Source organism: Paraburkholderia denitrificans, from assembly GCF_042655705.1.
GTDB classification, from domain to species: domain Bacteria; phylum Pseudomonadota; class Gammaproteobacteria; order Burkholderiales; family Burkholderiaceae; genus Paraburkholderia; species Paraburkholderia denitrificans.
The window spans coordinates 20,045-33,342 of record NZ_JBHSMP010000038.1; the positions used below are offsets into that span (position 1 = coordinate 20,045).

The following is a 13,298-nucleotide window of genomic DNA, read 5'->3' on the forward strand; positions in this document are numbered from 1 at the left end:
GATCAGTGGGCCAGCACAAGCGTGTTGACGTCGTCTTCGACGTAGTAGAAACCGTCGCCCGCCGGATTCATCGCGATGCCGAACAGGTCGCCGCTGCCCGGAGGCGTCTGCGCCTTGTCGGCGTCGATCCAGCGCGCGTAGAGCTGTTTCGCGGCCACCGGGTCGATTTCGACGACCTGGCCGTTGAGCGCGTTCGTGACGAGCAGGTGACCCTGCGGCGTCGTCACCATGGCGAGCGGGCGGCGCAGCAGGCCGTCTGCGGTGAGTTCGCGCCCAACGCCTGCGCTCGTGCCGCGCGTCAGCGGATTGTCGATCACGTTGATGCGGTTGCCGATCGCGTCGGAGACGTAGAGCAGCTTGTTGTCGGCGGACAGCGCAAGCCCCGTCGGGCCGACGAGGAACACGTCCTTGTCCGCCTGCGCGCCGAAGCCGTCTGCCACCACCGTTTCGCGCTTGACGACCGGCGCCTGGCCGTTCGGGATGTCGAGGTCGAGGCGCAGCACGGTGGCATGCCGGGACACGGGCGGTTCGCCGCTGGTGCCGCCGACGCCGAAGCCCGCGTTGCTCACGAAGACCGAGGCGTGGTCGCCGTTATCGACCACGGCCATGTTGCCCCACGGGTCGTTGATATTCGCACTACTGATCGTTCTGGCGATTTTTCCGCTGCTGTCGAGTACGACAAGGCAGCCCGCGCCCTTGGTGTTCGTCGTGCCGTCGTTGCTCGGCGTGCTGCCGACGATCACCCAGCCCGACTTCAGCATGGTCATCGAGGTCGACAGGCCGACGCCGCCCGGACAGTCCTTGAGGTCGCGCGGGATCGAGGCGAAGAGCGACATCTGCTGCGTGTCGGGGTGATAGTCGACGATGGTGCTGCCGGTGCCCTGGAGGTTGGCCGCGTTGTTGAAGTTATCGACGAGCACGTCGCCTTGCTTGACCGTGCCCGCGCTGACCGGCGCCACGGCGATTGCATACGGGTTCTGGTCGCCGTTGTCGGGAACGGTGTTGATGAGCGTGCTGTGGTGATGGATGGATTCGAGCAGGCCGTGCGGATCGGCGTGGGCGCCGGCCGGCGCGGTGCCGAGCGCGGCTGCCACGGCGAGTGCGAGCGCCGCGCGGGTGGCATGTGCCGTGTGATGGAAGAGGGTGCGCGTGGTGTGTTTCATCGTGAATCTCCGGGCCTCGCCGTCGTGCGGCGTCTCGAGGGTGGCGCTCAGCGACGTTGCAGCGGGCGAGGACTTGGGGGCAGGCATGGGACGGTTTGCCGACAAGCTGCATCGGCCAGTGCGATCAGAACGTGATGTTGGTGCGCATGCCGATCACGAACGTATTGCGCAGCGGCGCCTGCGGGTCTTGCGGATTCTGGCCCGCGCCCGCGTTGAACGTGTACTGCGCATCGGCCTGCAACTGCCACCACGGCGTGACCTGGTACTGATAGGTCGCTTCGAGCGTCGTTTCCTGGGTGCGCACGCCGTACGGGCTGTTCAGGAAGAAGCGGTTGTCGAGATCGAGATCGTGGACGTGGCCGCCGACCTTGATATAGGTGGCGGCGAGGCCGACGCTGTCGTTGTCGCGTCCGGCGAACGGCGCCTTCAGCACGACGCCCGCGTTCGCCGCGAAATCGACGAGGTTGCGGTCGCCGGGCCCGCCCATGACGCGCGCGAACACGCCGATGCTGCGCGGGCCGTCGTCGCCCTGGCGCCACACTGTCTGGTCGGCGACGGCGTAGACGCTGTAGTTGCCGTGGTGCTGCGCAGGGATGCCGGTCGTTGCGGGATTCGCGAGCGAGAGGCCGGTGTTGTCGAAGCGCTGATCGGCAAACCTGCCGTTGTTGTACCAGAACCCGACCTTGTAGGTCCCCGGCAGGCCGCGGCCCGCCGTCTTCACGACGTCGCCCTCGGCGGGCTCGTTGATCGTGTACTGCAACTCGCCGATCACCATCGTGCCGTTGTGAAGGTTGAAGTTCGTGCCGCTCAGGTTGGCCGGGTCGTTGCCGAGCGGATCGCCGTCGAACACGCCGATGAGGCCGGTCAGCGAAGGCGTGATCCTGGCGCGTGCGCGTACGCCGAGACTCGCGAGCGGATAGGCCGGGCCGCCCGACGGCATGTTGTACGAGGGTAGTGCGGGCCAGCCGAACATCGTGTTGACGAAGAGCGCGGAGTACTGGCTCGTGATGAATTCCTGGTCGATGCTCTGCTGGCCGATCTTCACGTCGACGCGGTCGTCGAGGAACGACTGCTGATACCACATCTCCCACAGACGCGTCGTTGCCTGCGCTTCGATGCCGCTCGCGGTGTTGAGCGTGCCGAGATGCGACGTGCTCAGGTTGGAACCGTGGATCTGCAGTGCGCTGACATTGAAGAGGCCGCCCGGAATGCCGAGCGCCTTGCTCGTGTCGACCTGGACCGTCGCCGTGGTGACGCCGTCATAGGCGCCGCCGCGCTGGAGGCCGCCGCGCAGGTTCGCCAGATATTCGCTCGTCTCGGTCAGCTGGAACGAAACCCCGTACTTGCCGAGCCACGGCCGCAGGCCGCCCATGTCGCCGAGCATGTTCTCGCGGGTCCAGAAGCCGGTCCAGAAGTCGGCGGGCTGCGCCTTGATGGCGAGGTCGGCTTCGGGCGCACCGGGATTCGACTGCGCCTCTACAACGCCGCTCGCCAGCGCGGCAAACGCGACCGCGACCGATATCGCAAGGCTGCGCAAGGCGGGCAGACGGTGCGGGGTTTCGTGCCCGCGCAACGCGGCGTGACGAACCGATTGGGCAAACTTCATCGAGGTCCTTGTTTTGATTTTGTCGAGATGGTTGATGGCTGGCTCGCCGCGCAAGAGCGCGCCTGGCTTTGGGTCGTTGCGCGGCGATCGGGCTGCAAATCAGAAGAATCTGACGAATCCTACGTCCCATCTCATTAATAGTCAATGCAAATGAGAATGATTCGCAAATACTAATTTGTGCCGTAGGGGAATTGGCGCGCGGCCATCCCGCTGTCAGAACGGGCGTACAGTGAGTCGGATGGCGGCCGTACGGGCGGAAATGGCAGCTCATCCCGCCGATACGCGCGCGACAGGCCATCAGGGAGGACGCGATGATTGGACGGATGATCTGGTTGACGGTGGTCTGGTTCGCGTGGATGGGCGCGCTGCTGTTCGGCTCGGCGGGCACGCTCGCCTGGGTCGCGGCGTGGCTCTGGCTGCTCGAATGGGCCGCGTGCGGCATCTGGATCGGCATGTGGCTCTGGCGCGTCGATCGGGGGCTGCTCGCCGAACGCCTCGCGCCCTTCGCGCCGCGCGGGCAGAGCCGGTGGGACCGCGTGTTCATGGTGGCGGTGACCGTCGCCTGGTGTGCGTGGCTGTGCCTCATGGGCATCGATGCCGTGCGCTTCGGCTGGTCGCACGTGCCGCTCTGGCTGCGCGTGGCGGGCGCGGTCGGGGTGTTTCTCGATATCTACTTCACGCGCGGCGTGTTCGCGGCGAACCGCTACGCATCGCCGGTCGTCGCGATCCAGCGCGAGCGCGGCCACACGTTGAGCGATACCGGGCCGTATGCGTACGTCCGGCATCCGATGTACGCGTACGCGATCCTGCTGCTGGCCGGCACGCCGCTGATGCTCGGTTCGTGGTGGGGGCTCGCGTGCGTGCCGCTCATGGTGGCCGGCATCGGCTGGCGTGCGGTGAAGGAGGAGCGCACGCTCGTCGACGGATTGCCCGGCTATCGCGAGTATGTGCAGCGCGTGCGGTATCGCTTCGTGCCGGGGATCTGGTAGCGCGGCTGCGTCGCGCAGGCCTCGGGCGTCAAGCTTCCGGCGGCACGGGCAGCCGGTTGGCGTAACGCCGGTACAGCCACGCGAGCGATGCCGACGAGATGAGCGTGAAGACGATGTTCGCCGCGGCCTGACCGGCGGCGAGCAGCACGAGCCAGGCGGGCGAGGCGATGGCCGCAGGCGTGATGCCGGCTGCGCCGATGAGGATCAGCGCGACGATCGCGCAGCCGATGAGCGGCAGCAGCGCGACGAACGGCACGCCGAAGAGGTTCCAGAAGTGGCCGCGGCTGTCGTGCCATGCACCGCGCAGATCGATGCGGCTGCCGGTGGAGATCGCGGGAAAGAGCAGGCTGAGCCGAACCGAGATGAAGATCCAGACAGCGCCGACGATGACGCCGAATAATGCGCCGCCGCTCTCGTACCGTGGCCGCAGGATGGCATAGAGGAGGAGCGCGCTCGCGATCAGCCCGAGCGTGATGACGATCCCGAGGACGAACGTGCGGGCGAGCGGCTTGCCGCCGAGCGGAAGCAGCGGCGTCGAGCCTTCGCGCAGCAGTACGAAGCGATGGATCTTGATGATGAACCCGAGATCGACGATCCAGGTCAGCAACGTCGCGAGGTTCGCCGCGAACACGAGCGCGCCCGAGGGCGTTTCGCCCGCGCCGGGCACGGGCCGCCCGGCGAACGCCACGCAACTGAGCGCCGCATAGGCGACGAAGGCGCCGAGCGTGAGGCGCGGCATCTGCGTGGCAGCGTCCCGGGCGCTGGCCCACGCGCGCTTCACGGATTCGTTGAAGGTCATCTGTTGCATGGTTGTTGGCGCACGAGTGATGGACGGCCAACAGTCTAGCGTGTGTACGCCAGCGTCAGGTGAGGTCTGCCGCTCATTTTGTGACGAACTTCCCGGCGCCCGCGAGGGCGCCGTTGCGCCAGTCAGCCAGCCAAGCGGTCAGCCGGTCAGTCAACCGGTCAGCCAGCCGTGCGGCGCGCACTGCCTAGCGATACGGGGGCGTGCCGACAGTGCGTATCCGGCTGCGGAAGAGCCGATGGCTCATCGCCGTGTACGCGAGGATGAGCGGGAGAACGATGGCCGCGCAGGCCAGCGTGGACGCATGGCTCGAACGCGGCGCGGCGGCTTGCCAGAGCGTGACGCTTTGCGGAATCGCATACGGCCACAGGCTGGCGAAGAGTCCCAGATAGGCGAGTGACACGAGGCTGAGCGCCGCGAGAAACGGCGTGGTGCGACGGCGCGCGCGCATGGCGCGGTGCATCCAGTACGCGCACGCGAGCACGAGCGGCGGGACCGGCACGAGTCTCGCGAAGAGCCGCACGTCGAACCAGCGCGCGGCAATCGTCACGTCCTGCAGCGGCCGCCACACGCTCACGAGCACGATGAAGCCGAGCAGCCCCATGGTGAGCGGCCAGACGAGACGGTGCAAGCGGCGCTGCAGGTCGCCCCACGTTCTGGCGACGAGCCAGCACGCGCCAAGCAGCGCGTAAGTGGCGACGAGCCCGAGCCCCGAAAGCATGCTGAACGGCGTGAGCCAGCGCATGGCATGGTCGGCGTTCAGGTGCGACTCGATGGGCATGCCTTGCAGGAACGCGCCGAGCGCGACGCCCTGGAAGAACGCCGCGCCCGCCGAACCGGCGATGAACGCGAGATCCCACTGCTTCTTCATGCGATCGTTCTTCGTGCGGCGCCCGAATGCGATGCCGCGCAGCACAAGGCACCCGAGCACGAACGCGAGGGGCAGATAAAGCGTGGAAAGGACGGTCGAGTACACGACAGGGAACGCGGCGAACAGCGCCGCGCCGCCCAGCAGGAGCCAGGCTTCGTTGCCGTCCCAGACGGGGGCGACGTTGGTCATGATGAGATCGCGTTCGTGGTCGTCGGGGAAAAACGGGAGCACGATGCCGATCCCCAGATCGTAGCCGTCCAGCACGAGATACATGAACACGCCGAGTGCGATGATCGCAGCCCAGATGACGGTGACATGCATGTTGGCTTGCCTCTTTACGGATGGAGGGGAGGGTCAGACGTTGATCCGCTGATCGGCGGCGCAAAGCTGTCGATGTGCGGTTCGAGGTGCGATTCGGTACTCGGGCGGCGCCGTGCTCATCAACTTGAGGACGGCGTAGAGGCCCGCGGACGCGAGAAAACAGACGGCGGCCAACGCCGTCGCCGGTACGCCCGCTTGCTGCGCCGCGAGCGGCTTTATGGCCTGCTTTGCGGCGTCCTTTACAGCGTCCTTGACGTCCTGCAAAACGGCTTGCGCTACGGACTGTGATACGGACTGTGATACGGACTGTGATACGGCATGCGTTACGGCACGGGACAAGGCCTGCGGTCTACGCATTACGGCCTGCGGTCTACGCATTAGGTCATGGATCACCCATGGCTGGAGTGCGGCCCTGGTCATGATCCAGCCGGCCAGCAAGGCAACGGCGCCCGCGGGCTTCCTGACGTGCGCAGAAACAAATCTGCGCCAGGGAGCGGCAAGGGCCGATTGCAGCCGGGTCGGGCCGAAAGCCCGAAGTGAACTGTGCATGTATATGCCTGAAGCTTGCGTGCACGGAGCCTCTCGCACGGCAATGTGAGCCGGGAGCTTGAGCGACGCGTTGTGGGGATGCCCTCAAGGGTAGGGGAATGGCGGACGTTTGTTGCGATGCCAACCTGCGCCAGCTTGTCGCACGCGCTATCGTTAGATCGCGTTGTGATGCTTTAACTCATTGATAACATTGAATTTTGAGTGAAAATTCAACGTGCGGCAGACGCGCGCAGCGAAGCCGGTGCTGCGCCAATAGACCGCGCCGTGGCGGTGCGTCAATCTGCCTGGATGCCGTGCGCGCGCCGATGAATTAAGCGCTGACGGAATACGTTGTATGCGCATTGAGTGCGGACACGGACGCGCTCGCGATCGACTCTCCCGCGCGCTTTCTCAGATGGGAGCCGAAGGCGGCATCGGCGAAGCTGCGCCCGCGTGCGCCTTGCCGAACAGCAGATGCTCGATGAGATCGTTGTCGATGGTTTCGTTGTTGAGCGTGCGTGCGAGCAGTTCGCCCGCGAGCAGTTGCGGCGAGAACACCATGTCGGGCTGCAGCAGCCGCAGCCGCTGCAGGTTGCGGCTGTCGTTCACGAGCACCACGGTCCGCATCTTCGGCGCGAGGTCCTTGATGGCGAGGATCACGAAGGCATTCTCGGCGTCGTCCGCGCGCAGCGCGAGCACGGCGAGCGCGGTTTCCGCACCCGCGGTGTGCAGCGTCGCAGTGTCGCTCGAATCGCCGATGACGAGATCGGCGTTCTCCGGGTACGCATGCGGCGCGTTCGGCGCGACGATCACCGTGACGGCGTAGCCGCGCTTGCGCAGCCCCGCGTAGACGTTATGCGCGAGCGGCGAGGCGCCGACGATCAGGTAGTGGTTCTTGCGGGACACGTTTGAAATCCCTCCCTTCACAATGTGCTTGAGCTTGCCGCCGATCACGGGGCCGATCACGGCGCTGATCGACGTCGCGAACACGGTGATGCCGAGCACGATGACCGATACCGTGAAGAGCCGTGCCGTGTCAGAGTGCGGCGTGATATCGCCGTAGCCGACGGTGGCCATCGACACGATCGAGAAGTAGAACGCCGTGAGCAGGTTGCGGATCGGCGGCGAGAAGCCGTCGCCGAGGTAGAGCGAGCCGAACACGGCGTAAATCATCAGCGAGCCGATGCTGAGGATCGCGAACAACGTTCCGGCGGCGAGGCTCGTGCGGTTGAAATGGCGCCAGTAGTAGAGCAGCGCGGCGGCGAGCGCGAGGGTGAAGGCGAAAAGCGGGATGCTGCGGTATCCGCCCCACACGCTGATGAAGGCCGCGGCGGCCAGCAACAGGAGCGAGAGCACCCATGCCACGCGTGCGCGCAGTGCGATGCCGATTGCCATCGTCGCGAGGCCCGTGGCGATCACGGCCTGCGGCAGTGCGAGCAGGCCGACTTTGTCGATGAGCGCGATCCAGTCGTGGATCCAGCCGCCGCGTGTGTGCCGCAGCGCCTTTTCGGCGATCGGGCGCAGCAGCATCAGCCCGTCGATCACGATCAGCAGCGCCAGATAGCCATGCGGCACGATCTGTATCGCGAAGTGGCGCAGGCGGCGGGCGGCGGCGTTCATCTGCGGCGCCGTCTGCGCCGCTGACGGCACCGTGTCCGGACGGCGCGGCGAGGTGGTCGGCTTCATGAACGGGAAGGGTGCGGGCTTATCGGGCGTTTGTCGGCGGGTTGTCGCGGGCTTGTCGTGGGCTTGTCGCGAGTTCGTTGCGCGTTTGTCGCGAGTTCGTTGATTCGGCGCGCATGCGCTCGCGCCAGGCTCACACGATATTAGCAGCCCGGCCCTCTACGGCTGGCGCGGCATGCACCGGGTGCTTGCGCAAGGTCGCGTGAGGTCGCGGCGCAGCACCGGGTTGTCAGTGGCGAATCAGTTCGTTTGTTGCGTCTGCACGATATGCAGCTCGCGCGTGCGCAGCGGCAGCGAGCACTGCGCGTCGTTCAGCGTCTGCCGCACCTGACGCGAGAGCGCCCAGCGCAGGTCCCAGAACGCGCTCGTGTTCGACCAGACCCGGACGTTGAGCACGGCGGTGCTGTCGTCGAAGCGGTTCACCATCACTTGCGGCGCGGGCGAGCGCAGCACGCGCGCATCGGACTCGACGAGCGCGAGCAGCGCGTCGATGGCACGGTTCACGTCGTCGCGCACCGAGACTTCCACTTCGAGGTCGAGGCGGCGGGTGGGATTGCGGCTGTAATTGCGGAGCGAGTTGCTCCAGAGCGCGCTGTTCGGCACGAACTCGCAGATGCCGTCGGGTTTCGTGAGCCGCGTCGTGAAGAGGTTGATCTCCTCGACCGTGCCCGTGACGTTGCCGCCGCCGTCGATGAAGTCGCCCACCTTGAACGGCCGCAGCAGCAACAGCATGATCCCGGCCGCGATGTTCTGCAGCGTGCCTTGCAGCGCGAGGCCGATGGCCAGACCGGCTGCGCCGAGCACCGCGACGATGCTGGCGGTCTGGATGCCGATCTGCGAGAGCGCGCCGATCAGCGCGATGATGCGCACGGTCCACACGGCGGAGTCGCGGGCGATCGGGCGCAGCGTCGGTTCGATGCTGGTCTGCGCGGCGAGCCAGCGCCCCGCGCGGCGCGCGATCCACCAGCCGATCCACAGGATGGCTCCGGCTGCGGCGAGGCGCAGTGCGAAGTCGCTGAGCGCATTCCACAGGAAGCTCCAGTTGGATGGATGAATGTGTGCCAGGAGAGATTGCATTGAGGTGTCCTTTTCGTCGGCGCACGCGTGAAGGCGTACTGTGGCGGGAGCGTGCCGGCGGGTGGCCGGCACGAGACGTAAGGGACCATTCTAAGGGCCGGAGGCCCGGCTCAGACGATGTGCGCGCAGTTCGCGCCTCGGGCGACGGAGCCGCCGCCGCGTTCAACGCGCGTCGAGACGGTGGATCGGTGTCAGACGGGATCTGATGTCCCGGTGCTCAGGCGCGCGTTACGGCGACGGGCGCCGCGCGCCCGAAGCGGCGCGCACCTGCCACGCAGGCGATCACGACAGCGGTCACGCCGATCATCGCGGGCGGCACGGCCTCGTGCAGCACGACGGCCGCGAGCACGAAGCCGAAGAACGGCTGCAGCAACTGGAGCTGGCCGACGCCCGCGATGCCGCCGAGCGCGAGTCCGCGATACCAGAACACGAAGCCGATGAGCATGCTGAATAGCGTCACGTACGCGAGCCCCCACCATGCCGCGGCATCGACGGCGGCAAACGAAGCGGGCTGCGTCCACCACGCGAGCGGCGCCATGACGGGCAGCGAAATCACGAGTGCCCAGCAGATCACCTGCCAGCCGCCGAGATGGCGCGTGAGCCGCGCGCCTTCCGCGTACCCGAGCCCGCAGACGACAATCGCGCCGAGCATCAGCGCGTCGCCGACCGGCGAAGCCTCGCCGCCGCGCCCCAGCGCGAACGCGACCACGGCTGCGCTGCCGATGGCGGAGAAGATCCAGAACGCGGCCTGCGGGCGCTCGCCGCCGCGCAGCACGCCGAAGATCGCCGTGGCGAGCGGCAGCAGGCCGACGAACACAATCGCATGCGCGGAGCTGACGTGACGCAGCGCAAACGCGGTCAGCAGCGGAAAGCCCACGACCACGCCGAGCGCCACGATCACGAGCGAGCCGATCTCCTTGCGCCCGGGTCGCGCGGCGCGAAAGACGGCGAGCAGCAGCACGGCCAGCACGCCCGCGATGGCGGCGCGCGCGCCGGTGACGAACAGCGGCGCGAGGCCGAGCACGGCGACGCGCGTGGCGGGCAGCGATCCGCTGAAGATCAGGACGCCAGCGAGGCCGCAGAGCCAGCCGTCGGTGGTGGGGTCGAGGGATTTGCGCATGATCGGGTCGGGCGGTGAAGTCGTCGGAAGGTCATGGAACGTCTGGACGATGATGCGCGTTGCGCGCGTCGGCGTTAAGCTACAGATCAGTACAATTTGTTCGAACTGTATTGGACGCGGAGCAGTACAGATGGAAGACATTTCACAGGATACGGCCACGCGCGCCGGGCTCGTCATGGAGACGGTGCGCACACGCATCGCTGCGCGTGCGCTCGCGGCAGGCGCACGCGTGCCGTCCATTCGGACGATGAGCGAGCAGCTCGGCGTGTCGAAATCGACCGTGGTGGAAGCTTACGAACGGCTCGTCGCGCAAGGCACGCTCGTCGCGCGGCGCGGCTCCGGTTTCTACGTCGCGGGCCATGCGCCGCCGCTCGCGCTCGGCGCGCTGGGGCCGCGACTCGACCGCGAGATCGATCCGCTCTGGCTCACGCGTCAGTCGCTCGAATCCGATTCGGGTGCGTTGCGCCCCGGCTGCGGCTGGCTGCCTGAATCGTGGCTGCCGCAGGACGCCGTGCGGCGTGCGCTGCGCGCGCTCGCGCGCGATCCGGGTGCGCCGCTCACCGACTACGCGTCGCCATCCGGCCTGCCTGCGTTGCGCCAGCACCTGTCGTGGCGTCTCGCGCAGCGCGGCGTGGAGGCTGAGCCGCGCCAGATCGTGCTGACCGACGGTGGCACCCAGGCGCTCGATCTCGTGTGCCGCTTCTTGCTCGAACCGGGCGACACGGTGCTCATCGATGATCCGTGCTACTTCAACTTCCAGGCGCTGCTGCGCGCGCACCGCGTGCGCGTGGCCGGGGTGCCGTACACGCCCGCCGGTCCCGATCTCGCGGCGTTCGAGCGCGCGCTGATCGAGCATCGTCCGCGGCTCTACGTGACCAACTCGGCGATCCACAATCCCACCGGCGCGACGCTCGCGCCGACGGTTGCGCACCGGCTGCTCAAACTCGCCGAAGCGCACGACCTGCTGATCGTCGAGGACGATATCTTCGCCGACTTCGAAACCGGTCCCGCACCGCGTCTCGCCGCGTTCGACGGCCTCGCACGCGTCGTGACGATCGGCAGCTTTTCGAAAACGATGTCGGCGGCGGCGCGCTGCGGCTTTATCGCCGCGCGTGCGGACTGGATCGAGTCACTCGTGGATCTGAAGCTCGCGGTGTCGTTCGGCAACGGCGAACTGACCGCCGATCTGGTGTACCGGCTGCTCGTGGACGGCACCTACCGGCATCATCTGGACGCATTGCGCGCGCGGCTCGCCGATGCGATGAGCGAGACGCTGCAGCGCCTCGGCGCGCTCGGCATCGAGCCGTGGACGCGGCCGCAGGCGGGACTGTTCGTCTGGGCGCGCCTGCCCGGAGGGCTCGATGCAGCGCGCGTGGCGCGCGAAGCGCTGGAGGCGGACGTCGTACTCGCGCCGGGTAATGTGTTCAGCGTGTCGCACAGCGCGGGCGATTTTCTGCGCTTCAACGTCTCGCAGTGCAATCGCCCGAAGGTGTACGAAACATTGCAGCGCGCGATGGAGCGCTGCGCGCAGCCGGCCTGAACAGACCCTAATGTTGCTTGCGCAGCGGAATGTCCTGCAGCCACCAGGCAAGCGCGAATGAGAACACCACGACGCACGCCGCGAGGAAATAGACGGTGTGCAGCGCGCCCGCGAACGCGTCGAGATATTGGGCGTGCAGCACGGGCGGCAAATGATGAATCGCATCGGGCGTGAGCGGCTGCGGCAGCGTGACGCCGGGCGTGAGCACCTTGTCGAGACGCGTGTCCAGCCCGTGCGAGAACACGGCGCCGAACGCGGCCACGCCGACCGAACCGCCGATCGAGCGAAACAGCGTTGCGCCCGACGTCGCCACGCCCATGTGGCGGAACTCGACGGCGTTCTGCACGGCGAGGATCAGCACCTGCATGACCATGCCTAGCCCGCAGCCGAGCAGGGCCATGTACAGATACATCCAGTGCAGCGGCGTATCGATCGAAAGCCGCGCGAGCAGCGTCATTGCGACGCCGACAAGCGCCGTGCCGGTGATCGGAAAGATGCGGTACTTGCCGATCCGGCTGATGATGCGCCCGGTGATCACCGACATCGTGAGCACGCCGCCCATCATGGGCAGCATCTGCATGCCGGCCTGCGAAGGCGTCGAGCCTTTCACGACCTGGAGATAGAGCGGCAGGAACGTGACCGAGCCGAACAGCGAAACGCCCACGATGAAGCCGATCAGGCTCGCCAGCAAGAACGTGCGGTGGCGGAACAGTTCGAGCGGCATGATGGGTTCGGCCGCGTGTTTTTCCTCGTGGATGAAACCGGCGACGGAAACGACGCCGAGCACGAGCGTGAGCCAGAGCTGCGGCGAGGTCCACGGCAGGATCGTGCCGCCCTGGCTCGTGAAGAGGATCAGGCAGGTGAGGGCGGAGGCGAGCCAGGCGGCGCCCATATAGTCGATCACGTGCCTGACGTGCGCGGTGCGCGGCCGGAACACGGCGCCGATCACGGCGAGCGCCACGGCGCCGAGCGGCAGGTTGATGTAGAAGATCCAGCGCCACGACAGGTTCTCGACGAGAAAGCCGCCGAGCAGCGGCCCGACCACGGTCGCGAGGCCGAACACGCCGCCGAACATACCCTGATATTTGCCGCGCTGCGCGGGCGGAATGACGTCGCCGATGGCGGCCATCGTCACGACCATGAGCCCGCCGCCGCCGATGCCCTGCAACGCGCGCAGCACGATCAGCTGCATCATGTTCTGCGCGACGCCGCACAGCGCGGAGCCGATCATGAAGATCAAGATGGCGGCCTGTAGCACGATCCGGCGGCCAAACAGGTCGCCGAATTTGCCGTACAGCGGCACGACGATGGTCGACGTGAGCAGATAGGCGGTGACGACCCACGAAAGCCGGTCGAGCCCGCCCAGTTCGCCGACGATGGTGGGCAGCGCCGTCGAGACGATGGTCTGGTCGAGCGCGGCGAGCAGCATCACGAGCAGGAGCGCGGGGAACAGGAGCCGGATCGGCGGATGGTCGGCTGCGGGCGCGGGGCTGTTCGAGACCGGGGTGGGGTGTTCCGTGGCGGGTTCCATCGATCGGAAGGGTGCTTGAAATTAATTAATGTGGAAATTAATATAGGCGAATTCCCAATACCGG

At 67.0% G+C, this 13,298-nt stretch carries 11 protein-coding genes; 2 read left to right on the forward strand and 9 right to left on the reverse strand.

Annotated features, from left to right (window positions below):
• Positions 1 to 2 precede the first annotated feature (2 nt).
• Both ACFPTO_RS22670 and ACFPTO_RS22675 read right to left on the reverse strand, forming a co-directional pair.
• On the reverse strand, positions 3 to 1,163 hold the full coding sequence (locus ACFPTO_RS22670; protein ID WP_377714943.1) for an NHL repeat-containing protein: 1,161 nt from the start codon (positions 1,161 to 1,163) through the stop codon (positions 3 to 5).
• Positions 1,164 to 1,287: 124 nt separating this feature from the next.
• Complete coding sequence (locus ACFPTO_RS22675) at positions 1,288 to 2,769, reverse strand: carbohydrate porin (protein WP_377714945.1); 1,482 nt, start codon at positions 2,767 to 2,769, stop codon at positions 1,288 to 1,290.
• Between the two features lie 311 nt (positions 2,770 to 3,080).
• On the opposite strand from ACFPTO_RS22675, the gene ACFPTO_RS22680 reads away from it, so the two are divergent.
• Complete coding sequence (locus tag ACFPTO_RS22680) at positions 3,081 to 3,758, forward strand: methyltransferase family protein (protein ID WP_377714947.1); 678 nt, start codon at positions 3,081 to 3,083, stop codon at positions 3,756 to 3,758.
• A gap of 28 nt (positions 3,759 to 3,786) precedes the next feature.
• On the opposite strand, the gene ACFPTO_RS22685 is transcribed toward ACFPTO_RS22680, so the two are convergent.
• The 6 genes from ACFPTO_RS22685 to ACFPTO_RS22710 form a co-directional block, all read right to left on the reverse strand.
• Positions 3,787 to 4,566 (reverse strand): hypothetical protein, encoded by a 780-nt coding sequence (locus tag ACFPTO_RS22685; RefSeq protein ID WP_377714949.1) that lies wholly within the window; start codon positions 4,564 to 4,566, stop codon positions 3,787 to 3,789.
• Between the two features lie 184 nt (positions 4,567 to 4,750).
• Positions 4,751 to 5,755: a cytochrome d ubiquinol oxidase subunit II gene (cydB, locus tag ACFPTO_RS22690; protein ID WP_377714951.1), complete on the reverse strand. Its 1,005-nt coding sequence runs from the start codon at positions 5,753 to 5,755 to the stop codon at positions 4,751 to 4,753.
• Positions 5,756 to 5,788: 33 nt separating this feature from the next.
• Complete coding sequence (locus ACFPTO_RS22695; protein WP_377714953.1) at positions 5,789 to 6,304, reverse strand: cytochrome ubiquinol oxidase subunit I; 516 nt, start codon at positions 6,302 to 6,304, stop codon at positions 5,789 to 5,791.
• A gap of 390 nt (positions 6,305 to 6,694) precedes the next feature.
• On the reverse strand, positions 6,695 to 7,903 hold the full coding sequence (kch, locus tag ACFPTO_RS22700) for a voltage-gated potassium channel protein (protein ID WP_377715334.1): 1,209 nt from the start codon (positions 7,901 to 7,903) through the stop codon (positions 6,695 to 6,697).
• A gap of 303 nt (positions 7,904 to 8,206) precedes the next feature.
• The gene (locus ACFPTO_RS22705; protein WP_377714955.1) at positions 8,207 to 9,043 is read right to left on the reverse strand and encodes a mechanosensitive ion channel family protein; all 837 of its coding nucleotides are present in this window, start codon (positions 9,041 to 9,043) and stop codon (positions 8,207 to 8,209) included.
• Between the two features lie 217 nt (positions 9,044 to 9,260).
• Positions 9,261 to 10,163 (reverse strand): DMT family transporter, encoded by a 903-nt coding sequence (locus tag ACFPTO_RS22710; RefSeq protein WP_377714957.1) that lies wholly within the window; start codon positions 10,161 to 10,163, stop codon positions 9,261 to 9,263.
• A 130-nt stretch (positions 10,164 to 10,293) separates the two neighbouring features.
• On the opposite strand from ACFPTO_RS22710, the gene ACFPTO_RS22715 reads away from it, so the two are divergent.
• Positions 10,294 to 11,703 (forward strand): aminotransferase-like domain-containing protein, encoded by a 1,410-nt coding sequence (locus ACFPTO_RS22715; RefSeq protein WP_377714959.1) that lies wholly within the window; start codon positions 10,294 to 10,296, stop codon positions 11,701 to 11,703.
• 7 nt (positions 11,704 to 11,710) lie between these two features.
• Here ACFPTO_RS22715 and ACFPTO_RS22720 read toward each other — a convergent pair whose 3' ends face one another.
• Positions 11,711 to 13,234, reverse strand: a complete 1,524-nt coding sequence (locus tag ACFPTO_RS22720) for an MDR family MFS transporter (protein ID WP_377714961.1) — start codon at positions 13,232 to 13,234, stop codon at positions 11,711 to 11,713.
• Positions 13,235 to 13,298 lie beyond the last annotated feature (64 nt).